The organism is Pseudomonas sp. LAIL14HWK12:I1 (assembly GCF_003202095.1).
In the GTDB taxonomy this organism is placed as follows: Bacteria; Pseudomonadota; Gammaproteobacteria; order Pseudomonadales; family Pseudomonadaceae; genus Aquipseudomonas; species Aquipseudomonas monteilii.
Genome location: NZ_QJKG01000002.1, coordinates 610,616 through 634,385 on the forward strand (window position 1 = coordinate 610,616; position 23,770 = coordinate 634,385).

At 63.1% G+C, this 23,770-nt stretch carries 17 protein-coding genes; 12 read left to right on the forward strand and 5 right to left on the reverse strand.

Features of this window, described 5'->3' with window-relative positions; translation table 11 throughout:
- Window positions 1–376 precede the first annotated feature (376 nt).
- Window positions 377–4,330, reverse strand: a complete 3,954-nt coding sequence (gene putA / locus D906_RS07730) for a trifunctional transcriptional regulator/proline dehydrogenase/L-glutamate gamma-semialdehyde dehydrogenase (protein WP_027614859.1) — start codon at window positions 4,328–4,330, stop codon at window positions 377–379.
- A 357-nt stretch (window positions 4,331–4,687) separates the two neighbouring features.
- Between putA and putP the strand changes: the two genes are divergently transcribed.
- The 9 genes from putP to D906_RS07775 all read left to right on the forward strand — a co-directional run bounded on the left by putP (window position 4,688) and on the right by D906_RS07775 (window position 15,459).
- A complete protein-coding gene (gene putP, locus D906_RS07735) occupies window positions 4,688–6,166 on the forward strand; it encodes a sodium/proline symporter PutP (protein ID WP_025752393.1) in 1,479 nt (492 codons plus the stop codon).
- Window positions 6,167–6,272: 106 nt separating this feature from the next.
- Entirely contained in the window at window positions 6,273–7,109 is an 837-nt protein-coding gene (locus tag D906_RS07740) for a 23S rRNA (adenine(2030)-N(6))-methyltransferase RlmJ (protein WP_016712364.1), read from the forward strand.
- 209 nt (window positions 7,110–7,318) lie between these two features.
- Complete coding sequence (locus tag D906_RS07745) at window positions 7,319–9,076, forward strand: carbamoyltransferase (RefSeq protein WP_016712363.1); 1,758 nt, start codon at window positions 7,319–7,321, stop codon at window positions 9,074–9,076.
- Window positions 9,060–10,190: a glycosyltransferase gene (locus D906_RS07750; RefSeq protein ID WP_019097677.1), complete on the forward strand. Its 1,131-nt coding sequence runs from the start codon at window positions 9,060–9,062 to the stop codon at window positions 10,188–10,190. The genes D906_RS07745 and D906_RS07750 overlap by 17 nt, the downstream gene beginning before the upstream one ends.
- Window positions 10,190–11,086: an antimicrobial resistance protein Mig-14 gene (locus tag D906_RS07755; RefSeq protein ID WP_025752394.1), complete on the forward strand. Its 897-nt coding sequence runs from the start codon at window positions 10,190–10,192 to the stop codon at window positions 11,084–11,086. The genes D906_RS07750 and D906_RS07755 overlap by 1 nt, the downstream gene beginning before the upstream one ends.
- Window positions 11,083–12,486 (forward strand): PIG-L deacetylase family protein, encoded by a 1,404-nt coding sequence (locus tag D906_RS07760; RefSeq protein ID WP_027610045.1) that lies wholly within the window; start codon window positions 11,083–11,085, stop codon window positions 12,484–12,486. Before D906_RS07755 ends, D906_RS07760 begins: the two co-directional genes overlap by 4 nt.
- A 48-nt stretch (window positions 12,487–12,534) precedes the next feature.
- Entirely contained in the window at window positions 12,535–13,491 is a 957-nt protein-coding gene (locus tag D906_RS07765) for a glycosyltransferase (RefSeq protein ID WP_097156160.1), read from the forward strand.
- A gap of 65 nt (window positions 13,492–13,556) precedes the next feature.
- Window positions 13,557–14,330, forward strand: a complete 774-nt coding sequence (locus D906_RS07770) for a glycosyltransferase family 2 protein (protein WP_027610046.1) — start codon at window positions 13,557–13,559, stop codon at window positions 14,328–14,330.
- A gap of 37 nt (window positions 14,331–14,367) precedes the next feature.
- Window positions 14,368–15,459, forward strand: coding sequence for a glycosyltransferase (locus tag D906_RS07775; protein WP_019097682.1), 1,092 nt, complete (start codon window positions 14,368–14,370; stop codon window positions 15,457–15,459).
- A 3-nt stretch (window positions 15,460–15,462) separates the two neighbouring features.
- Here D906_RS07775 and D906_RS07780 read toward each other — a convergent pair whose 3' ends face one another.
- Window positions 15,463–16,068, reverse strand: a complete 606-nt coding sequence (locus D906_RS07780) for a hypothetical protein (RefSeq protein ID WP_019097683.1) — start codon at window positions 16,066–16,068, stop codon at window positions 15,463–15,465.
- Between the two features lie 100 nt (window positions 16,069–16,168).
- On the opposite strand from D906_RS07780, the gene D906_RS07785 reads away from it, so the two are divergent.
- The 3 genes from D906_RS07785 to hldE all read left to right on the forward strand — a co-directional run bounded on the left by D906_RS07785 (window position 16,169) and on the right by hldE (window position 20,720).
- Window positions 16,169–17,344: an O-antigen ligase gene (locus D906_RS07785; protein ID WP_019097684.1), complete on the forward strand. Its 1,176-nt coding sequence runs from the start codon at window positions 16,169–16,171 to the stop codon at window positions 17,342–17,344.
- A gap of 15 nt (window positions 17,345–17,359) precedes the next feature.
- Window positions 17,360–19,168, forward strand: a complete 1,809-nt coding sequence (gene msbA / locus D906_RS07790) for a lipid A export permease/ATP-binding protein MsbA (protein ID WP_019097685.1) — start codon at window positions 17,360–17,362, stop codon at window positions 19,166–19,168.
- A gap of 130 nt (window positions 19,169–19,298) precedes the next feature.
- Entirely contained in the window at window positions 19,299–20,720 is a 1,422-nt protein-coding gene (hldE, locus tag D906_RS07795; protein ID WP_019097686.1) for a bifunctional D-glycero-beta-D-manno-heptose-7-phosphate kinase/D-glycero-beta-D-manno-heptose 1-phosphate adenylyltransferase HldE, read from the forward strand.
- A 30-nt stretch (window positions 20,721–20,750) separates the two neighbouring features.
- Here the strand turns inward: hldE and D906_RS07800 are convergent, their stop codons facing one another.
- The 3 genes from D906_RS07800 to D906_RS07810 are packed head-to-tail and all read right to left on the reverse strand — an operon-like array spanning window position 20,751 to window position 23,756.
- Window positions 20,751–21,719 carry a hypothetical protein gene (locus D906_RS07800; RefSeq protein ID WP_019097687.1) on the reverse strand — a complete coding sequence of 323 codons (969 nt, stop codon included), beginning with the start codon at window positions 21,717–21,719 and terminating at the stop codon, window positions 20,751–20,753.
- A gap of 52 nt (window positions 21,720–21,771) precedes the next feature.
- Window positions 21,772–22,584, reverse strand: a complete 813-nt coding sequence (locus D906_RS07805) for an aldo/keto reductase (protein WP_019097688.1) — start codon at window positions 22,582–22,584, stop codon at window positions 21,772–21,774.
- The gene (locus D906_RS07810) at window positions 22,581–23,756 is read right to left on the reverse strand and encodes an FAD-binding oxidoreductase (protein WP_025752398.1); all 1,176 of its coding nucleotides are present in this window, start codon (window positions 23,754–23,756) and stop codon (window positions 22,581–22,583) included. Before D906_RS07810 ends, D906_RS07805 begins: the two co-directional genes overlap by 4 nt.
- Window positions 23,757–23,770: the final 14 nt, after the last annotated feature.

Genomic DNA, 23,770 nt, shown 5'->3' on the forward strand with positions numbered 1-23,770 from the left:
AGGTTTGGGTGATATGGGTTTAGAAAGGGTTTGGGGCATTTAGGCGCTTGTCTTTTGTTTTTTGGCGCCTGCGCGATCGAGCGCCGCCCGCGCGGCGCATCGCGAGCTGCGCTCGCTCCTACGTTTGTTTCGGGCCAGTCATGCATGTGTCAGAGGCGCGCGACCGCTTGGTTTGTACGACGCGATATCGTGTCATGCACCAAAGCGTTCGCGCGCAAATCCCGCAGGAATAATTGGCCCGAAACAAACGTAGGAGCGAGCGCAGCTCGCGATGCGCCGCGCGGGCGGCGCTCGGTATCATAGGCGCTGAACATCTCAAGCCATGCGCCCATAAAAAAGGAGAGCCGAAGCTCTCCTTTATCAACAACCCTCAGCCTCAGCCAATGGTCATCAAGCTGGCATTACCGCCCGCAGCAGCAGTGTTTACACTCACTGCCCGCTCGATCACCAAGCGCTCCAGCGCAATCTGGTGATCCCCGCTGGACAGCCCGTGCACACCCACGATCGCCCCGGCGCGTTTGGCCACCTGCTGGCAAACGCCGCGCAGTTGGTCCGAGTCGCCATGGTGGATCACGGCGTCGAACGCCACTTCATCCTTGTTCCAGTCCGAAACCAGCTTCACCTTGGCCTGCAGCTCGCGTGGCAGGCGCTGGCGCAGCGCCTTGCCAGGTTCGCCGTCAGCCCATACCGCCGAGCTGCCCACCGCCAGCACGGCCGCGAACTGGGCCAGCAGGTCGGCCTCGTTGTCGGCCAGGCACAGCACGTGCTCGCGCGGCAGGATGGTATAGCTGTTGCGCTCGCCGGTCGGGCCTGGCAGCAGGCGGGCGATGCCGCTCTGCGACTGGCTGGCGAACTGGCTGCACAGCGCGGCCAGGTCAGCCAGCTGGTTGTTTTCTGCCCAGGCCTTCAGGCCGTGCAGCGGCTTGATCAGCTGATCGTGCAGGGTGCGGTCCGGCTTGCCTTCGCCATCCTGATGCAGGAAGTGGCGGCCAATCGCGTCGGCCGGGCGGGTCGACAGCAGGCGGTACAAGTACAGCGGGCCACCGGCTTTCGGGCCGGTACCAGACAGGCCTTCACCACCGAATGGCTGCACACCTACTACCGCACCGACGATGTTGCGGTTGACGTACATGTTGCCGGCGTTGGCGGTTTCCACGACTTTGGCGATGGTCTCGTCGATACGGGTGTGTACGCCGAGGGTCAGGCCGTAACCGGAGTTGTTGATCTGCTCGATCAGCTGGTCCAGGTTGCGACGGTTGTAGCGCACCACGTGCAGCACCGGGCCGAAGATTTCGCGCTTCAGCTCGTCGAAGCTTTCCAGCTCGATCAGGGTTGGCATCACGAAGGTGCCGCGCTTGATCTCGGCGGCATCGGCGATTGCCACTTGATAGACCGAGCGGCCTTTCTCGCGCATGCCCTGGATGTGCTTCTCGATGCCGGCCTTGGCTTCGGCGTCGATCACCGGGCCAATGTCCACGGCCAGGCGGTCCGGGCAGCCCAGGCGGCTTTCGGCCATGGCGCCCTTGAGCATTTCGATCACGCGGTCGGCGGAGTCTTCCTGCAGGCACAGCACGCGCAGGGCCGAGCAACGCTGGCCGGCACTGTCGAAGGCCGAGGACACCACGTCGATCACCACCTGCTCGGTCAGTGCCGAGGAGTCGACGATCATGGCGTTCTGGCCACCGGTTTCGGCGATCAGCGGGATCGGTCGGCCCTGGTTGTCCAGGCGGCCAGCGACGTTACGTTGCAGTAGGCGGGCCACTTCGGTGGAGCCCGTGAACATCACACCTTTGACGCGCTCATCACCCACCAGGCCGGCACCAACGGTTTCGCCGCGGCCTGGCAGCAGTTGCAGCACGCCTTCAGGGATGCCGGCTTCCAGCAGCAGGCGCACGGCCTGGGCGGCGATCAGCGGGGTTTGCTCGGCTGGCTTGGCCAGTACCGGGTTACCGGCGGCCAGGGCAGCGGCTACCTGGCCGGTGAAGATTGCCAGCGGGAAGTTCCACGGGCTGATGCACACCACCGGGCCCAGCGGGCGGTGGGCGTCGTTGCTGAAGTCGTTGCGGGCCTGTACCGCGTAGTAACGCAGGAAGTCCACGGCTTCACGTACTTCGGCGATGGCGTTGGCGAAGGTTTTACCCGCTTCGCGGATGAGCAGGCCCATCAGCGGCTGGATTTCGGCCTCCATCAGGTCGGCGGTGCGCTCAAGAATGGCGGCGCGCTCGGCGGGCGGGGTAGCCTGCCAGATCGGTGCAGCATTCAGCGCGCACTGGATGGCGTTGTCGACATCGGCGACGGTAGCTTCCTGTACATGGCCTACCACGTCGCGGTGGTCTGCCGGGTTCAGTACCGGCGCGGCGGCACCTTGGCTGGCCGCGCAGGCCAACAGCGGGGAGGCTTTCCAGTCATTGTGAGCGGTGGCCAGCATGGCGCAGGACAGCGATGCCAGGCGGTGTTCGTTGGCCATGTCGATACCGGCCGAGTTGGCGCGCTCGCTGCCATACAGTTCACGCGGCAGCGGGATGCGCGGGTGCGGCAGGCCGATGCTGCCTTCCTGGGTGCCCATGCGCTCGATGCTGGCGACCGGGTCGGCAACCAGTTCCTGAATGGAAATCGAGTGGTCGGCGATGCGGTTGACGAACGAGGTGTTGGCGCCGTTTTCCAGCAGGCGGCGTACCAGGTAGGCCAGCAGTGTTTCGTGGGTGCCGACCGGTGCATACACGCGGCACGGGCGGTTCAGCTTGCCGTCGGCAACCTTGCCGACCACTTGCTCGTACAGTGGCTCGCCCATGCCGTGCAGGCACTGGAACTCGTACTGGCCCGGGTAATAGTTCTGCCCGGCAATGTGGTAAATGGCCGACAGGGTGTGGGCGTTGTGGGTGGCGAACTGCGGGTAGATGGCTTCTGGCACGGCCAGCAGCTTGCGGGCGCAGGCCACGTAGGACACGTCGGTGTACACCTTGCGGGTGTAGACCGGGTAGCCTTCCAGGCCTTCGACCTGGGCGCGCTTGATCTCGCTGTCCCAGTAGGCGCCTTTTACCAGGCGGATCATCAGGCGGTGGCGGCTGCGCTTGGCCAGGTCGATGACGTAGTCGATCACGTACGGGCAGCGTTTCTGGTAGGCCTGGATAACAAAGCCGATACCGTTCCAGCCGGCCAGCGACGGTTCGAAGCACAGGCGCTCGAGCAGGTCGAGCGACAGCTCCAGGCGGTCGGCCTCCTCGGCGTCGATGTTCAGGCCGATGTCGTACTGCTTGGCCAGCTGGGTCAGCGACAGCAGGCGCGGGTACAGCTCTTCCATCACGCGCTCGTACTGGGCGCGGCTGTAGCGCGGGTGCAGCGCCGACAGCTTGATGGAGATGCCCGGGCCTTCATAGATGCCGCGGCCATGGGAGGCCTTGCCGATCGAGTGGATGGCCTGCTCGTAGGACGCCAGGTACTTCTGTGCGTCGTGCTCGGTCAGTGCCGCTTCGCCGAGCATGTCGTAGGAATAGCGGAAACCTTTGGCTTCGAAGCGGCTGGCGTTGGCCAGGGCTTCGGCAATGGTTTCACCGGTCACGAACTGCTCGCCCATCAGGCGCATGGCCATGTCGACGCCCTTGCGGATCATCGGCTCGCCGCTTTTACCAATAATTCGGGTGAGCGAGGAGGTCAGGCCGGATTCGTTGTGGGTGCTGACCAGCTTGCCGGTCAGCAGCAGGCCCCAGGTGGCGGCGTTGACGAACAGCGATGGGCTGTTGCCCAGGTGCGGCTGCCAGTTGCCGGTGCTGATCTTGTCGCGGATCAGCGCGTCGCGGGTGCCCTTGTCGGGGATGCGCAGCAAGGCTTCGGCCAGGCACATCAGCGCCACGCCTTCCTGGGACGACAGCGAGAATTCCTGCAGCAGGCCCTGGACGATGCCGGCACGGCCACCAGCGCTCTTCTGGTTGCGCAGTTTTTCGGCGATGCCGGCGGCCAGCTTGTTGGTTGCCTCTGCCAGCGGGGCGCTCAGGCGCGCCTGCTCCAGCAGCATTGGCACCACTTCCTGCTCGGGGCGGCGGTAGGCGGCAGTGATTGCCGAACGCAGCACGGACTGCGGCAGGATGCTCTCGGCGAATTCCAGGAAGCACTGGTGGCTGTGGTCAGCCTGGACTTCGCCGGCGTCGTCGGCCAGGTTGCTGACATGACCGTTGAGTTCGGTCAGGGTGGCACCACCCTCGAGCTTCTCCAGGTAATTGAAGATCGCTTGCTTGATCAACCAGTGCGGCGTGCGGTCAATGGACTGCGCAGCTGCTTTGAGTCGCTCACGGGTCGGGTCGTCGAGTTTGACCCCAAGGGTGGTAGTCGCCATTTCTTATCCTCGTTATTGCCACGGTTGTGGCCTAAGCTGGCGTCAAGAGTATCTGTAGGACAATTCGGGTGCAACCAGGTGCAACCCGAATTTTTTGTGTAAAAGGTGCAACTCGTCTGACAGTCATTTCCACACGATGGAAAGGGTCGTTTTCGGTGCTTTTTATTCTGAAAAAACGGCTTGATGCGCCAAAAAGGAGCAAGAAAGCAGCTTTATCGGAAAATGCACCGGCAGGTGCAACTTGCAAATGAAAAAGGGTTGCACCCGCTTTGCGTTGTTGCATAGCATTCGCCGCCTGGGTGCAACCGCCATGGCTGCGGTTGCGCATGAGATAAAAACAAACGCCAGGGCACACGTATGGGCAACCCACTAACGATCACCTTCGTGATCTACATCGCGGCAATGGTGCTGATCGGCTTCGCTGCCTATCGCTCCACCAACAACCTTTCCGACTATATCCTCGGCGGTCGTAGCCTGGGCAGCGTGGTGACCGCGCTTTCCGCTGGCGCTTCCGACATGAGCGGCTGGCTGCTCATGGGCCTGCCGGGCGCCATCTACTTCTCCGGTCTTTCCGAGGCCTGGATCGCCATCGGTCTCACCGTCGGTGCCTATCTGAACTGGCTGTTCGTCGCCGGCCGCCTGCGCGTGCAGACCGAGCACAACGGTGATGCACTGACCCTGCCGGATTACTTCTCCAGCCGCTTCGAAGACAACAGCGGCCTGCTGCGGATCATCTCGGCCATCGTCATCCTGGTGTTCTTCACCATCTATTGCGCCTCTGGCATCGTTGCCGGTGCCCGCCTGTTCGAAAGCACCTTCGGCATGTCGTATGAAACTGCCCTGTGGGCGGGGGCTGCGGCCACGATTGCCTACACCTTCGTGGGTGGCTTCCTGGCAGTGAGCTGGACCGACACCGTGCAAGCGTCGCTGATGATCTTCGCGCTCATCCTCACCCCGGTGATCGTGCTGATCTCGACCGGTGGCTTCGACACCACCTTCGCCGCCATCGACGCGGTGAACCCGGCCAACTTCGACATGCTCAAGGGCGCGACCTTCGTCGGTATCATCTCGTTGATGGGCTGGGGTCTGGGCTATTTCGGCCAGCCGCACATCCTGGCGCGCTTCATGGCTGCCGACTCGGTGAAGTCGATTGCCAACGCTCGCCGTATCTCCATGACCTGGATGATCCTGTGCCTGGCCGGTACCTGTGCCGTGGGCTTCTTCGGTATCGCCTACTTCTCGGCGCACCCTGACCTGGCGGGTCCGGTAACTGAAAACCACGAGCGTGTGTTCATCGAGCTGGCCAAGATCCTGTTCAACCCATGGATTGCCGGTGTGCTGCTGTCGGCCATTCTGGCGGCAGTAATGAGCACCCTGAGCTGCCAGCTGCTGGTGTGCTCCAGTGCCCTGACCGAAGACTTCTACAAAGCCTTCCTGCGTAAGAACGCCTCGCAGGGTGAGCTGGTGTGGGTTGGCCGCCTGATGGTGCTGGCCGTTGCGCTGATCGCCATCGCCATGGCCGCAAACCCGGAAAACCGCGTGCTGGGCCTGGTGGCCTACGCCTGGGCTGGCTTCGGTGCGGCCTTCGGCCCGGTAGTGCTTATTTCGGTACTGTGGAAAGGCATGACCCGTAACGGCGCGCTGGCCGGTATCGTGGTGGGCGCGCTGACCGTGATCCTGTGGAAGAACTTCGACACCCTCGGGCTGTACGAAATCATCCCGGGCTTCCTGTTCGCCAGCATCGCCATTGTGCTGGTGAGCAAGCTGGGCAGCCCGTCGCAGTCGATGGTCAAGCGCTTCGAAACCGCTGATGCGTCTTATCACGCTGACAAGTAATACCCGTTGAATCGGCGGCGCCTGCTTCGCGGGCGCCACCGATCAGCAGCAAGGCCTGACTCCGCCTGCAAGGCAAGGTAAACTTGCCACCCCCGCAGGAGTTGCCATGAACTATCGTCACGCCTTCCACGCCGGCAACCACGCCGACGTCCTCAAACACATCGTGCTGACCCGCCTCATCGCCCTGATGTCGCGCAAGGAGCAGCCGTTCGCCTACATCGATACCCACGCAGGGCTTGGTCTGTACGACCTGCAAGGCGACCAGGCAACCCGTACCGGCGAGTATCTGGAAGGCGTTGCCCGCTTGTGGAATCGTGACGACCTGCCAGCGATGGCTGCCGATTACCTGCGCGTCATCAAGCGCCTGAACGCCGACGGCGAGCTGCGTTACTACCCCGGTTCGCCCGAGCTGGCCCGTCGCCTGATGCGCCAGCAGGACCGTGCCCTGCTCAACGAGAAGCACCCCGAAGACGGGCCGCTGCTCAAGGAGAACATGAAAAAAGACCCGCGCGTGGTCGTGCATCTGGGTGAAGGCTGGCATGTGCCGCGGGCCTTGCTGCCGGTGCAGGAAAAGCGCGCGATCATGCTGATCGACCCGCCGTTCGAGCAGGCCGATGAGCTCAAGCGCTGCACCAATGCCATGAAAGAGGCGATTGGCCGCATGCGCCAGACTGTTGCGGCCATCTGGTACCCGATCAAGGACCAGCGCTCGCTGACTCGCTACTACCAGGACCTGACCAGCACCGGTGCGCCGAAACTGCTGCGGGTCGAGCTGTATGTGCATCATCAGGACAGCCCGCAGGGGCTCAATGGCTCTGGCCTGGCCATTGCCAATCCACCGTGGGGGCTGGAAGAAGAGCTCAAGGAGCTGCTGCCTTGGCTGGCCAAGGAGTTGGCGCAGACCGATGGCAGCTACCGTATGGACTGGTTGATCGCCGAGTAAGCAGCTGTCTCCTATCCCTTGTGGGAGCAGGCTTGTCCCGCGAAGCAGGCGACGCGGTGTATGGCACCGGCTTTGCCGGTGTTCGCGGGGCAAGCCAGCTCCCACAACGACCGCGCAGTTCCTGATCTTTGCGTTATAATCCCGCCCTTTAGCCGCCACCCGCCCAAGAGGCCGCTGGCGCATTTTTACCGAATGAAGAGGCTAATCCCTTGGCATTGACGATCCTTGGCCTGTCCGGCGCCCTTAGCCATGACCCTTCCGCGGCCCTGTACATTGACGGCAAGCTGATTGCCGCCGCCGAAGAAGAGCGCTTCGTGCGTGACAAGCATGCGAAGAACCGCATGCCCTACGAGTCGGCGAAGTTCTGCCTGGAACAGGCAGGCATCAAGCCGTCCGACGTCGACGTGGTAGCCATCCCGTTCGCCCCGATCAGCCTGTTCGGCAAGGCGCGCTGGCACTATGCCAAGCGCTACTGGTACGCCCCGGATCGTGCCCTCGACGCCATCCTGATGGGCAACCGTCGCTACAAGCGCTACCGCAAGAAGATCGTCTGGTGCCTGGAGCAGCTGGGCTTCGACCCGAAAAAGGTCAAGATCGAGCCGGTCGAGCACCACCTGGCTCATGCCTCCAGTGCCTACCACTGCTCGGGCTTCAAGGAAAAAACCGCCATCCTCGGCATCGACGGTAAAGGCGAATACGCCACCACCTTCTTTGGCTACGGCGAAAACGGCAAGATCCACAAGATCAAGGAGTTCTTCGACCCGGACTCCCTGGGTGGCCTGTACGGCGCGATTACCGAGTTCCTCGGCTTCGAAATGCTCGACGGCGAGTTCAAGGTCATGGGCATGGCGCCGTATGGCGATGCCAGCAAGTACGACTTCTCGCGCCTGGCCAGCTTCGAAAACGGCGAACTGGTGATCAACACCGAGTATGCCAACGTTATCGGCCTGCGCCGCTATAAAGAGAAGGGCAAGGGCTTCTACTTCTCGCCGAAGCTGATCGAATGGCTGGGCCCCAAGCGCGAAGGCGACATCGCCGACGAGCCGTACATTCATTACGCGGCCAGCATGCAGGCGCTGTTCGAGAAACTGGCGCTGCAGATGATCGACCACTACCTGGGCGACACCCTGCGTGAAACCGGCAAGCTGGCCTTCGCCGGCGGCTGCGCGCTGAACGTGAAACTGAACCAGAAGATCATCGCCCGTCCGGACGTAAAAGAGCTGTTCGTCCAGCCGGCTTCCGGCGACGCCGGTACTGCCGTCGGCGCCGCAGCCTATGTTTCCCATGCCCGTGGCGTACCAGTCGAGAAGATGGAACACGTCTACCTCGGCCCGTCGTACTCCAACGAAGACGTGATCGCGGCCTGCGCCCGTCACCCGAACCAGCCGAAGTGGCGCAAGCTGGAGAACATGCCCCAGCAGATCGCCCAGATCATGGTCGACGGCAACCCGGTGGCCTGGTTCCAGGGCCGCATGGAGTTTGGCCCGCGCGCCCTCGGTGGTCGTTCTATCATCGGCTGCCCGAGCGTTGAGGGCGTGGCTGACCGCATCAATCACCAGATCAAGTTCCGCGAACGCTGGAGACCTTTCTGCCCGTCGATGCTCGACACCGTTGCCCCGCAGATGATCAAGGTCGACCACCCGGCGCCATTCATGACCTTCACCTTCGAAGTGGCTGAAGAGTGGAAAACCCGCGTCCCGGAAGTGGTCCACGAGGACGGTACTTCGCGTGCACAGGTGCTCAAGCGTGAGTACAACCCACGCTACTACGACATGATGAAGGCGCTGGAAGACCTGACCGGCAACGGCGTGTCGCTGAACACCTCGCTGAACCGCCGTGGTGAGCCGATGATCTGCTCGCCGACCGATGCCCTGAACATGTTCTTCGGCTCGGACCTGCAGTACCTGATCATGGAAGACATCCTGGTCGTGAAGGACGGCGCTGCCGCCTATGACCAGCCGCTCTGAACCGCGCATCCTGCAGTTCTGCCATGGCTATGACGGGCCTTTCCTGGATTGCGCCCGTCAGTACGCCAGCCTGTTCCAGGGCCGTGGCTACCAGGTCACCACGGTGTTCCTTACCGGCGCTGCCGACCCGCAGGTAGCGGCGGGCTGCGCGTCGGACGAGGTGCTGTTCCTGGCGTTCAGCTCCAAGGCCGTGCGTGGCCTGAAGCTCGGCGCCATCCGTGCCTTGCGGCGGATCGCGGCCGAGCGCAATTTCGCGTTCTGCATTGCTCACCGCTTCAAGCCGATCTACGTGGCCCTGCTGGGCACCGGCCTGCCGGTGATTGGCGTGCATCATGCCTTTGGCGACTACGAGCGCAAAGGCCGCCGTTTGTTCGCCAACCTGTTCAGCAAGCGCCTGAGCTTGCTGGGCGTGTCGGACGCCGTGCGTGACGATATGCGCCGCTGCCTGCCGCAGTGGCCGGCCGAACGCATCCAGACCCTGTACAACCGCATCGATATCGACGCCCTGCAAGCGGCACTGGTGCCGCGCGCCGAAGCACGCCAGGCCTTGGGCCTGGATGCACAGGCATGGATCGTCGGCAATGTCGGGCGCCTGCACCCCGACAAAGACCAGGCAACCCTGTTGCGTGGTTTTGCTCAGGCGTTGCCAGGGCTGCCAGCGGGCGCCCGTCTGGCGATTCTCGGCAAGGGCCGGCTGGAGGCCAAGCTCAAGGCTCAGGCCGCCGAGCTGGGCATTGCCGGGCAAGTGGACTTCCTGGGCCAGGTGCCGGATGCACGGCGCTATTTCCAGGCGTTCGACGTGTTTGCCCTGAGCTCTGACCATGAGCCGTTCGGCATGGTCCTGCTCGAAGCCATGGTCGCCGGTGTGCCGGTGCTCGCCACGGCATGCGGCGGGGCTCGCGAAGTGGTCGAGGGTGTGGGGGTGCTGTTCCCGCTGGGCGATGCTGCACAGTTGGCGCAGGGGCTGAAGCATCTTGCCGTGCTGGACGGCGAGCAGCGCCAGGCCTGTGCCGAGCACATGCTGCAGCGTCTGCGTGAACGCTTCTCCGACCACGCGGTGCGTGAGGCCTTCTGGCAGCTGCCGCAAGTGCGTGCGCTGGTGGAGCAGGCCTGATGCTCAATCGAATCCAGGCCTTCCGCGAACGCGGTTGGCAAGTTATAGATGCCAAGGCCTATGCCGAGGCATGGGCGCGCTTTGGTGGCAGTGTTGCCACTCATCCGCTGGTGGTCGAACAGCTGGCAAACCTGGCACAGATCCCGGTGCGATACTTGGGCTGGCATCAGGCGGGTGAGCTGAAGGCCGCCATCCCGACCTGGGGGCGTCACCTGGCGCTGTCCAAGGATGTGCTCAAGCGTGCTGGCAAGAAAGCCCTGTTCGATCTGGGCAATGCCGAAATCATCCTGCCGGCGGCAGCCGATGCCGCTGCACCGCTGCGCCATGCCGCGCGCTACCTGTCCGATCTGAACCAGGGCCGCTTCAGCGGCCTCAAGGCGCAGAAGGAACAGCTGGCCATGGCCCGCGCCCCTGAAGACCTGTCGAAAAAATTCCGCTACAACCAGCGCCGCGAACTGCGCCTGCTGGAAGAAGCAGGTGGCCTGGTACGCCCGATCAGCGACTTCAGTGCGCAGGAAATCGCCAGCATGTACTGCGACCTGTTCCAGCGCCGCTGGGGCTTCCCGGCCACCGGTGCCGAGCACATGGCCCAGGTGCTGGAGCGCCTGCAAGCGCTGCTGATCGGCTCGGTACTGCTGCTGGATGGCAAGCCGATTGCCATTCAGCTGGTGTACCGCGTCGAAGCGCCGGAATGGATCAGCGTCGAGTACATCAATGGCGGCGTAGACCCTGAAACCAAGGCTTTCAGTCCGGGTAGCGTGCTGAGCTTCCTCAATACCCAGGCCGCCTGGGAAGACGCCCGTACGCGCAACAAGCCACTGCGGTTCTCGTTCGGCCGTGCCGACCGCGAGTACAAGGACCGCTGGTGCAACCCTGTGCCGGTGTACCAGGCGTGAGCCGCAAGCAGCAGTTGCTCAAGCGCCACCGGCGCAACAAGCGCCTGGGCTTGCTGACGGGCCTGGTTGCGTTGGTCGCCTTGGGGGTTTTCAGTTGGTGGTGGCTGCCGTTGCTGCTGTTGCCGCTGGTCTGGGCGGCTCACGAAGCCTGGTTTGCCGACCATCTGTTCTACGCCCCGGGCGAGGATTACGCCTACGACTTCGGTGAACAGGCGCGGGAAGTGCCTGCCAGCCTGCGCGATGGCCGGCTCCAGGCCGATTGCGTGCTGCAGGGTGACGAAACCCTCATGCTTGAGCTGCAGGTAAAAAGCTCCTGGCTGGGGCGGTTTCTCGACCCTCGGGTAGAGCTGGATGCTGCTGAGCAGTATGACCGGCAAACGTTCGAGCGTGGTGTCGATGGCGTACGTTTTCTCAACCTGACCGGCCTGGCCGTGCCCTTGCAAGCGGGTACCTTGCGCCTGCGCGGTCGTCATTGCCGGCTGCAAGGCCAGCCGCGCCTGTGGATAACCCCCGCTGTCGAGCTGCAACGTCGCCGGGTGATGGTGATCGCGCCGCACGCCGATGACGCCGAGCTGGCTGCATATGGCCTCTACAGCCAAGCCGACGAAACCTGGGTGGTCACCCTGACAGCTGGCGAGATCGAAGCCGAACACTACCAGCAGATGGGCCTGCCAAAAGCCGAGGCCGCCCGCCTGAAGGGCCGCTTGCGTGCCTGGGACAGCATCGCCGTGCCGCGCTGGGCTGGTGTGCCGGAGTCACGTTGTGTGCAGTTGGGTTACTTCTGCCTGCAACTGCCTGCCATGCAGGCCGCGCCCGATCAGCCGGCTGCTTCCCGTGAAGCTGACCTGGCCGATATCCGCGTGTTCCGCCAGTTCAACCCGTTCCCGCTACCGGCCGACCGCGATGGCGCGCCAACCTGGCACAACCTGCTGGCCGACCTGCGGGCCTTGCTGGAAATGGCCAAGCCGGAAGTGTTGGTGATGCCGCACCCGCAACTCGACCCGCACCCCGATCACATCTGCGCCCAGGCGGCCGTGCTGGAGGCCCTGCAAGGCCTGGCCTGGCAGCCGCAGACCTTGTTGTGCTACGCCAATCACCTGCACGACAACGACCGCTGGCCGATGGGCGACAGTGGCGACGGCGTGGCCTTGCCGCCGCAGTTGAGCGCAGCCCAGGCCTGGGCACCCTGCAGCCTGGTGCTGGACCTGGCCACGCAGCGCGACAAGGCCATGGCCCTGGGCATGATGCACGACTTGCAGCCGCCGGCGCCCTTCAAGCGTCGCTTGCGCCGCCTGCTGCAGCGCTGGCTGGCCGGGCGGCGGCCCTCGCCTTACGGGGAGAACGAGTTCTTCCGCAAGGCCGTGCGCAGGCACGAACTGTTCTGGCGGCGTGAGCTGTAAGCACGCCCCATGGTTGACCGCGATGGCGCAGAGCGCCCAAGGAACGTTATGAAAGTCCTATTTCTGGTACAGAAGGAACAGCGGGCGATTCTCGACCGCCTGTACGACGGCGTCGCGGCCAACTGCGAGTGCGACCTGCGCTGGCTGAGCAGCGATGACCAGCGCAACCTGCGCCGCTACTTCAAGCGTGAAGTGCAGGTCGAGCGCTATGACCGCATTGTGTTCTTCCTGCGCTTCAAGCAGGAGATTCGCCAGGTGGCCTTCATCCGCACCGTGCCGAACCTGGTCATCCTGGAGCACGACGCCTACCAGAACTACATCCCGTGCAAGTACACCGGCAAGTTCAGTGCCCATTACCGGCAGCTGCCATGGGCGCGGGTCATCAGCTCGGGCTACATGGTCAGCGAACGCCTGCGCCAGGAAGGCTTCGATGCGGTATTCGTGCCCAAGGGCTATGACGAGCAACTGCTGGCCGACCAAGGGCGTGAGCGCGATATCGAACTGGCCTTCGTCGGCAGTGTCAACAGCGTGGCCTACAGCGGCCGCAAGGCGCTGCTGGACGAATTGGGGCAGGTCGAGAACCTGCTGGTTACCCGTACCAAGTCGGGCGAAGACTACTGCAACACGCTCAACCGTATCCGGTTCTTCGTCAGTGCCGACGTTGGCATGGGCGAATACATGATCAAGAATTTCGAAGCCATGGCCTGTGGCTGCGTATTGCTGGCATACGACCAGGGCGAGGAAGAGAACCGCGCGCTGGGCCTGCGGGACATGCACAACGTGGTGTTCTATGACAACATCACGACCCTTCAGGAAAAGCTCCGCCGTTTGCGGGCAGACCCTGAACTGGCCCGGCAGATTGCAGAAAATGGCCGCCATCTGGCGGTTTCCCGTTTCAGTTTCGCCGCAGTTGGCCGTAGCATCGTCGACCACATGCGCCCGGCGCTGAGGCCCCATCCGCCCTTGTCTGCATGGCAGCGGTTGCGCCTGAAGCTGGGCATCTAAATAAGAGCTTTCACGCCCAGGAGCGGGTTGTTGAAGGCCGTTTGTCGCAATGCGGAGGGAGTCCGGTGCGCTTTTCAAATGAGAGTGACGTCACGCTCGTCGTGACCAGTTGTGGGCGGTTCGATCTGCTCAAAGATACCCTTGAGAGTTTCGACCGCTACAACACCGCGCCCATTCGCGAGGTATTCATCACCGAAGATTCCGGTGACGATGCTGTGCATGCCGCTGTGCCAGAGCACTGGAAACCGCACTGCAAGGTGTTCGTTAACCGGCCCAAGCTTGGCCAGTTGCCGTCTATCGACCTGGCTTACAGCCACGTCAAGACGCCGTACATCTTCCACTGCGAGGACGACTGGCATTTCTATCGCCAAGGCTTTGTCGAAGACTCGCGGGCCATTCTGGAGGTGAGCCCCAACCTGTTGCAGGTGTGGCTGCGCAGTCATGCTCACGACCTGGCCATCCATAGCCCTTACATCCACTTGGGCGATCGGCAGGTGATCGCGGGTGTGCCTTGCTACCCGCTGCTGTCCGACAAGGCTGAATGGCAGGCGTTTTCGCTCAACCCCGGTCTGCGGCGTTTGAGTGATTACCAGCGCTGCGCGCCATTTGCCGCCTATGCTGGAGAGAAGGCGCTTTCCCGACGCTACGCTGAGTTAAATCTGACAGCGGTCACCTTGGAGGGTGATGCAGTATTGCACACTGGATTCGGTAATCACGTGACCTTGCCCATCGAAGTGGAGCGCAAGGCCAAACGCCGTCAACGTGATCGAATCAAACTGGCATTGACGCTGGTGACGGGTGCCTTGATCGGCATGGGTATCACCATTTTTGTTCAATGAAGTCGCTGTCCCACCTGACATGAGCGGGAGAGGGCCCATGAACATCGTCAATATGATGTGGGCGGGTGGAACGCCGTACATGTCCATCCACAAGGTGCATCGCCAAGTGCTGTCGCACGCAGGTACCGATGCCCGGATCAGTAACTGGTTGCTGCTGGGAAGCGGGTTGTGTTGCGGGCTTGGCTCGACCCGGGAGTGGCACATGCCACTGCGTGCGCTGAAAGGACGGCACCTGTGGCGCCTGTTGCGGCCCTGGTTGCGCTTGCGTTTGCGCAAGGCGCTGGCCGAGGCCAACGCTGAGGTCGTGCTGCTCGACGGTATTGGCGTCGCGCGGCTGGTGCTGCCGCTGTTGCAGAACAGTCCCCAGGTTCGGGCAAAGGTGCTGTTCCATGGCAAGACGCGCCTGAGCAGTAGCGATGTACGCTTGTTGCGTATGTTCCCCGCCGAGCGCCTGAGCATCGCAGCGGTGTCGCATACGCTGGCCGAATCACTGGAGCACGACTTGGGCAGGCCGGTGCAGACCCTGCGCATGGCGCTTGACCCGTTAGCGTTCGTCGAGCCGTTGTTGAGCCGTGACAGGGCCAGGCAGGCGCTGCAGTTGCCTGCTGCGACCGGGGTGATGCTGGGCGCGGTGGGGCGGTTGGTGGAAAGCAAAGGCTTCGAGATGCTGATCGAGGCGTTTGCCCGGGCCAGCACACATCAGCCGGACCTGCAGTTGGCCATTATTGGCGAAGGCCCTCTGCACGCCGTGCTGCAAGAGCGTATCGATGCACTGGGCCTGGCCGCGCGCGTTCACCTGTGCGGTCACCGTGAAGACCTGCAGCAGTTGTATCGGGCGTTCGATTGGCTACTGGTGCCTTCTCGCTCTGAAGGCCTGGGGCTGGTGGTGCAGGAGGCGGTCATGGCCGACGTGCCGGTGGTGTGCAGCGACCTGCAAGTGTTTCGCGAACAGTTGCAGGATACCGGCGGTTACCTGCCGGTAGCCGATGAAGGGGCATGGGCCGAGGCAATCGAACGATGCACATCCCTCAGCGCCCGGACGGTAGCCGCCCGGCAGCGTCAGGCGCTGGCGCCGGAGCAAGCCTGGCAGGCCTTCTGCAATGGCTCGCAGAGCTTGCTGCGAAACTGACGTTCAGCGTGCCAGCAGGGCAGCCTCGAACGCAGCGAGGGGGAACCGGTCACCCAGGTTCTCCCGCTCGATATAGCGCACCATGTGCTGCACATTGCGACGAATCATGCGTGCCGACAACGGCGGGCGCAGGAAACGCATGTCGGCCACGTCGATCAGGCCCAGGCGCTGGTCGGGGGTAACCACCACGTTGCCCAGGTGCAGCGAGCGGAAGTACACACCGCTGTGGTGCAGCTGGCGAACCAGCTGAATCAGCTGCGGCAGGTAGGTATCCCAGCTGAACCCATCATCGCGCGACATTTGCAGCAGGGTACGCCCGGGCAGCGGGCGATACAGCACGGCGGTACGGCCTGGCAGGTCGAGCTTGTGCTGGCTGATCACCTCGAGCGTAGGGATGCCCAATTGTGCCAGGCGCGCAGCGTTATCGACGAAGCGCTGCGAGTAGGGGCGCAACAGTGCAGATGAAATCAGCCGCTTCCTACGAAAAACCTTGAGGAAATTTCCATCCTTGAGCAGGTAGACTTTGGCGCCATGGCTGTCTGCCTCAAGCACCTGTGCGCCTTGTGTCAGCTGATCGAAGTCGACCTGGGTGAGCCGGGAGCATTGCATGAATAGAGCCTTGTCGTCTGGCGAGCAAAATGACCGGCAATAATGCCGAAAATAATGCTGTTGCACCATGGATGGTGTCTTTGATTCATCGGGGGAAAGGATGTTGTATCAAAAAAACTGGGCACGGGCCTGGTTAGGTTTGGGTCTGGTCTGGTTCCTGGCAGCAATTGCCCTGGCACCGAGCAACAAGGTTTACCAGCAGGGGCTGGTGTTGTTTTTGTGGCTGCCAACGCTGGTACTGGCGTGGTCTGCCCGTGAAGTGCTGGTGCAAGCCTGGAGGCGCCAGCCAGCGCTGTGGGTGAGTGTGCTGCTGTTGTTGGCGTGGTGCGGGCTGAGCCTGGCCTGGTCGCCCGCAGAAGACCCAGGGCGCGAGATCAAGCGCCTTGTCTACATTCTGGTATTCCTGCTGGCATTCCCGCTGCTGGCGCAGCAAGGCAGGGCCCGCATTCGTCAGCTGTTGCTGCTTGGCAGCGGCCTGTTGGCCCTCGCCGCGCTGGTCTCGATCATCAATTTCTACGGTTTGCAGGGCAAATCGTTGCTGGCCCGTCTGGCAGGCATTGGCGAGATCTCGCACCCGATTCTGGGGGCTTATGTCATCGGCTCGGCGGTGCTCTTCTTGCTGTACGAGCCGCCGCGCCAGCGTGGCATGCAGCTGTTATGGCTGGGGGCGCTGGTCTGTCTGGGCGCGTTTGCCATGCTCAGCCAGAGCCGCGGGGCGATTCTGGCCCTGGTGATCACCGTGGTGATCGCGCCGCTGTGGTTCCGTGATCGCCACAGTCAGGTGTTTTCCATCCTCGCGCTGGTTGCCACCGGCCTTGCGTTCTTCGTCGTATACGACCTGATCGCCAAGCGCGGTTCGTCCTATCGGCCGGAAATCTTCAATGCCGTCATCGATATGATTGCCGCACACCCCTGGACCGGCCTGGGGCTGGGGGCTGCCTACGACGTAAGTGCCGTGGGTAAACACTTTGACCACACCCACAATATGTTCACCCATGTTGCCGTGGAAATGGGGATCCCTGGCATGTTGCTCTGGGTCATCGTGTGGTTGTTCACCCTCGGCGAAATCATCCGTGCGCGCGGTACACTGTTTGGCAAGATCCTTCTGGGGTTCTGGGTGTACTCGACCCTGGCCATGCAGTTCGATGCCGCCAGCCTCACCGGCACGCCGCGCGCCGAGTGGTTCATCAGCTGGCTGCCTGTCGGCCTTGCCATGATGCTGCCATGGGGGCGTGCCGAAAATGGCGCCTGTGGTAAAATTTCCGGTTCAACCTGAACAGCGAGCTCGATAATGGCCGAAACACCGCGACCGGCGGAGCACACCTCCAGCCTGAAGATCTACTTCCGGCTGCTGAGCTATGTGAAACCCTATGTCGGCATTTTCCTGCTGAGCATTGTCGGTTTCGTGATCTTTGCCTCGACCCAGCCAATGCTGGCGGGCATCCTCAAATACTTCGTCGATGGGCTGAGCAACCCCGAAGCGGTGTTGTTCCCCAACGTGCCCTACCTGCGCGACCTACAATTGTTGCAGGCAGTGCCGCTGCTGATCATCCTGATCGCCGCGTGGCAGGGCCTGGGTTCGTTCCTCGGCAACTACTTCTTGGCCAAGGTGTCCCTGTGCCTGGTGCATGACCTGCGGGTGGAGTTGTTCAACAAGCTGCTGGTGTTGCCCAACCGCTATTTCGACAACCATAACTCCGGGCACCTGATTTCGCGCATCACCTTCAACGTGACCATGGTCACCGGCGCGGCGACCGACGCCATCAAGGTGGTGATCCGCGAAGGCCTGACCGTGGTGTTCCTGTTCGCCTACCTGTTGTGGATGAACTGGCACCTGACCTTGGTGATGGTCGCCATCCTGCCGGTAATTGCGGTGATGGTCAGCGTTGCCAGCAAGAAATTCCGCAAGCAGAGCAAGAAGATCCAGGTGGCCATGGGTGATGTCACCCACGTTGCCTCGGAAACCATCCAGGGCTACCGCGTGGTGCGCAGCTTCGGTGGCGAAGCCTATGAGGAACAGCGCTTCGGCAAGGCCAGCCAGAGCAATACCGACAAGCAATTGCGCATGACCAAGACCGGCTCGCTCTACACGCCGATGCTGCAGCTGGTGATCTACAGCGCCATGGCCGCGCTCATGTTCCTGGTGCTGTTCCTGCGCGGTGACTCCACGGCTGGCGACCTGGTTGCCTATATCACCGCCGCCGGCCTGCTGCCCAAACCGATCCGCCAGCTTTCGGAAGTCAGCTCGACCATCCAGAAGGGCCTGGCCGGTGCAGAAAGCATCTTCGAGCAACTGGACGAAGAACCTGAGCTGGACACCGGTACTGTCGAGAAGGAACGCGTGGAAGGGCGCCTGGAAGTGCGCAACCTGAGCTTCACCTACCCGGGTACCGAGCGCGAAGTGCTAAGCGACATCAGCTTTGTCGCCGAGCCAGGGCAAATGATCGCCTTGGTGGGCCGCTCCGGCAGCGGCAAGTCGACCCTGGCCGCGCTGATCCCGCGCTTCTATCACCACGACCAAGGGCAGATTCTGCTCGATGGCGTGGAAATCGAGAACTATCGCCTGCGTAACCTGCGCCGCCATGTTTCGCAGGTGACTCAGCACGTCACCTTGTTCAACGACACCGTGGCCAATAACATCGCCTACGGCGACCTGGCTGGCGCCCCGCGCGCAGATATCGAAGCTGCTGCGGCCGACGCCTACGCCAAGGAGTTCGTCGACCGGTTGCCCAAGGGCTTCGATACCGAAGTGGGTGAGAACGGTGTGCTGCTTTCCGGCGGCCAACGCCAGCGCCTGGCGATTGCCCGGGCGCTGCTGAAAAACGCACCGCTGCTGATTCTCGACGAAGCCACCTCGGCGCTGGATACCGAGTCCGAGCGGCACATCCAGGCTGCCCTGGACCATGTGATGCAAGGCCGCACCACGCTGGTGATCGCCCACCGCCTGTCGACCATCGAGAAGGCCGATCAGATCCTGGTCATGGATCAGGGCCGCCTGGTGGAGCGCGGCACCCATACCGAGCTGCTTGCGGCTAATGGCCATTATGCCCGCCTGCATGCGATGGGGCTGGATGAGCCGGCCAAGGCCGATATCACGTGAACCCTCCTTGATCGGGGCCATCATGGCCCCGATTGTCACGGGAATTTTCCGGGGACGATCTGGCCATAAAGCCGTCGACTACCCTGTGCTAATATCCTGCCCCTGTTCATTATTTCCATATGGGTTGCCCATGAAGTTGTCCATGCCGCGTTTCGATCAAGCCCCGGTACTGGTGGTCGGCGATGTCATGCTCGACCGCTACTGGCATGGCGGTACTTCGCGTATCTCGCCTGAGGCGCCAGTTCCGGTGGTCAAGGTCGATCAGATCGAAGATCGCCCAGGCGGTGCGGCCAACGTTGCCTTGAACATCGCTGCGCTGGGCGCGCCGGCTTCGCTGATCGGCGTCACCGGCCAGGATGAAGCTGCCGACAGCCTGGCCAACAGCCTGCAGGCTGCCGGTGTGCGTTCGGTGTTCCAGCGCATCGCGCACCAGCCGACCATCGTCAAGCTGCGGGTCATGAGCCGTCACCAGCAGTTGCTGCGTATCGATTTCGAAGAGCCGTTCGCCACCGACCCGCTGTCGCTGGGTGCGGAAGTCGACAGCTTGCTCGAAGGCGTCAAGGTGCTGGTCCTTTCCGACTACGGCAAGGGCGCACTGAAAAACCACCAGAGCCTGATCCAGGCGGCGCGAGCCAAGGGTATTCCGGTGCTGGCCGACCCCAAGGGCAAGGATTTCTCCATCTACCGCGGTGCTAGCCTGATCACCCCGAACCTCAGCGAGTTCGAGACCATCGTTGGCCGTTGCGCTGATGAGGCCGAGCTGGTTGCCAAAGGTGTGCAACTGCTGCAGGACCTGGACCTGGGCGCCTTGCTGGTGACCCGTGGTGAGCACGGCATGACCCTGCTGCGCACGGGGCAGCCGGCGCTGCACCTGCCGGCGCGGGCGCGCGAAGTGTTCGATGTGACCGGTGCCGGTGATACTGTCATCTCCACCCTTGCGGCGGCTATTGCGGCTGGCGAGGACCTGCCCCACGCGGTGGCGCTGGCCAACCTGGCGGCAGGCATCGTGGTTGGCAAGCTGGGTACGGCTGCGATCAGCGCCCCCGAACTGCGACGGGCCATCCAGCGTGAGGAAGGCTCCGAGCGCGGTGTGCTGGGCCTTGAGCAACTGCTGCTGGCCATCGATGATGCGCGGGCGCACAAAGAGAAGATCGTCTTCACCAATGGCTGCTTCGACATTCTGCATGCCGGGCATGTCACCTACCTTGAGCAGGCGCGGGCCCAGGGCGATCGCCTGATCGTCGCGGTCAACGACGATGCCTCGGTCAGCCGGCTCAAAGGGCCAGGGCGGCCCATCAACAGCGTCGACCGGCGCATGGCCGTTCTAGCCGGCCTGGGGGCGGTGGATTGGGTGATCAGTTTCCCTGAGGGCACGCCGGAAAACCTGCTGAGCCAGGTCAAGCCGGATGTGCTGGTCAAGGGTGGCGACTATGGCATCGACCAGGTGGTGGGCGCCGATATCGTCAAGGCCTATGGCGGTACCGTGAAGGTGCTGGGCCTGGTCGAGAACAGCTCGACCACGGCGATTGTCGAGAAGATTCGCAAGAACTGATAACGCTGGGGCTGCAAAGCAGCCCCAATATCACTTATTCAGGCTAGTACGCGCCCGCTCCAGCAGCGCCCGCGCTTTGTCACCAAACCGCTGCAAGTGCGATGCCCGCAACGGCTTGGGCTCCACCAACCCCTGCTGTTTCACCCAGTCCTTCCAGCGCACTCGCTCGTCCTTCACCACCCAGCCTTCCTGCCGTGCAAAACTCTCTGCCAGGTACAGCCCACGCGTACTCGCCGGCACCAACTCATCCTTCTTCAGCGTATACAGCTCCGCCAGCGGTTGGCCGTCCTTCAACGGCATCAGGTACAGGTCTGGCCGTTTGCGGTTGAGTCGCGCTACCAGCTGGCCGCTCTCCAGTCGCTCATCGACGTGGAACAGGCTCAGTTTCTTGGCTTCACGGGGCACCTGCAGGCGCATGTCGTAGATCAGTTGCAGCGAGGCGGTGGGCAAGTGCACATAGGCCCGTGGCCGCTCCAGTAGCATCAGGTTGCCGCAGTGCACGGGGCGGGCGGCGCCGGACTGCGGGGTCAGCAGGAAGTGCGGTGTTTCGCGATAGTGCAGGGCGGCGGCATACGGCACGGGCAGCCAGGTATCGTTGAAGCGCCCGCCCAGCCAGCCTTCCGGGGTTTCCAGCAGGCATTCCTCAGCCACTTCCTGCACCGCCGTGTGCAATGGCAGGTTCAGCTCCTGTGCCGGTACATAGCCGGAAATCAGTTTCAGCACCACATCGCCCCGGTCTTGCCGGCGCTGGCGCACCAGCACCCAGTAATCGCGGTTTTGCCAATGCAGGGTGAGGCGCACCGACACGCCCAGGTTGGCCAGTTCGGCCACGAAGTGCTGCGTGTCGGGTAGCTGGATGGCCTTGCGCCGTTGCTGGGTCTGGGCAAAGTTGAGCGGCATGCCGATACTTTGATAAATCAGCCCTTCGGGCGTGGCCTCGACATGCAGCGGCAGTGTCTTGAAGTTGCTCGGGTTCTTGCGGATCAGCGTTCGCGCCACGAGGCTCCTCCTTGCGTCGGGTCAGTCGCCAGGCCCTTGGGCCTGGGGAAACTCAATGCTGGCCCAGGATACGGGCGATGGTGGCCACATTGTGGGCCAGGTGCAGCGGGTTGATGGTGCCGACGATAGCACTGCTGACGCCCGGGTGGGCGAACAGCAGTTCGAAGCTGGCCTGCACCGGGTCAACGCCCGGGGCCAGGCAGACATGTCCACTGGCCAGGGCCTTCTTTATCAGGATGGCCTTGCCGTGCTCGGCAGCGTAGTCCAGTACCGGGCGTTCTGCCTGCTCGTTGAGGTTGTAGGTGACCATGGCGCAGTCGCCCTGTTCCAGTGCTTTCAGGCCGCCGGCCACGGTCTTGCCAGACAGGCCGAAGCCGAGGATCTTGCCCTCCTGCTTAAGTTCAGCCAGGGTCTGGTAGACCTCCTGCTGTTCGAGGATCGCCAGGTCATTGCCGTCGGAATGCACCAGCACCAGTTCGATGCGATCGGTTTCCAGGCGGCGCAAGCTGCGCTCCACCGAGCGACGTGTGTGGGCGGCGCTGAAGTCGAAGTGCGACTGGCCGCTGTCGAATTCTTCACCGACCTTGCTCACGATCACCCACTCATCGCGTTGGCCGCGCAGCAGGGGGCCCAGGCGTTCTTCGCTGCGGCCATACGCCGGGGCGGTGTCGATCAGGTTGATGCCCAGCTCGCGGGCCTGGGCCAGCAGCAGGCGGGCTTCGTCATCTCCGGGGATGGTGAAGCCGGTGGGGTACTTCACGCCTTGGTCGCGGCCCAGCTTGACCGTGCCCAGGCCCAGCGGTGAAACCTTGAAACCGGTGCTGCCCAGCGGGCGGTGGAAGTCGTGCAGGGTTGGCAGGGTCATGGCAGCAGTTGCTCCCAGGCCGGCACACCCAGCGGTGGGCGTGGCAGGCCGGCCAGTTCGGCTTGTGCCTGCGGGCGGATACCGTCGCGCTCCAGGTGGCTGATGACCCGGTCGCTGAAGTCCGGCGCCAGGGCCAGCTTGGTCGGCCAGCCCACCAACAGGCGTTGCTGGTCGGCGAGGAAGGCGTTGTCCGGGCGCACCAGGCCGGACTGCGCAGGTTCGGCGCGGTCGACGCGCAAGGTGGCCCAACGGACCTGGCTTTGGTCTACCCATGGCAACAGGTTGGCTATTTCCTTCTGCGCCGCCGCAATCTGTGCCGCCGGCTCACGTGCCACGCCATCGGCTTCGGCCAGATCCCCGCCCAGGTACCAGACCCATTGGCCATCAGCAGCCGGGTGAGTCGTCACTGTTACCCGTGGCTTGGGGCCGCCGCCCAGGCAGTGTGCATACAGCGGCTTGAGGTTAGGGCCCTTGGCCATGACCATGTGCAGCGGGCGAATTTGCATCGCAGGCAGCTTCAGGCCCAAGGCATGCAGCAGGTCCTCGGTGCCGGCACCGGCGCTGAGCACGATACGCTGGGCACGGATGTCGCGGCCATCGACGCGCAGGCCGACCAGTTCGTCGCTTTCGCGTAGCGGCTCGATGCGTTCCCCGGCCAGCAGGCTGTCGCCCGCCAGGTCGGCCAGGTTGGCCAGCAGGCTTGGTACGTCGATGACCAGTTCGGCCAGGCGATAGACCTTGCCCTTGAAAGCGCGGTCTTGCAGGGCGGGCGGCAGTTGCTCGCCTTTTACCTGGTCGACCCGGCCGCGCACGGCCTTGCTCGCGAAGAAGCTGGTGAGGTTGCCGGCCAGAGTGCCTGGCGACCACAGGTAGTGGGCCTCGGACAGCAGGCGGGTGTTGCTCAGGTTCAGCTCGCCGCTACCGCTCAAGGCTTCGCGCCAGCGGCGCGGCATGTCGGCGATGGCTTCCGAAGCACCGGTGAGGGCACCTTGCAGGGCGTACTTGGTACCACCGTGAATGATGCCTTGAGACTTGATGGTCTGCTCGCCGCCAAGGCTGGCGCGTTCCACCAGCACTGTCGAATACCCCAGGCGGCGCAGGCGGGCATTGAGCCAGAGGCCTGCGACCCCGGCGCCGACGATCAGCACGTCAGTGGAAATGGCAGATGGCATGGCGGTACCTCGAA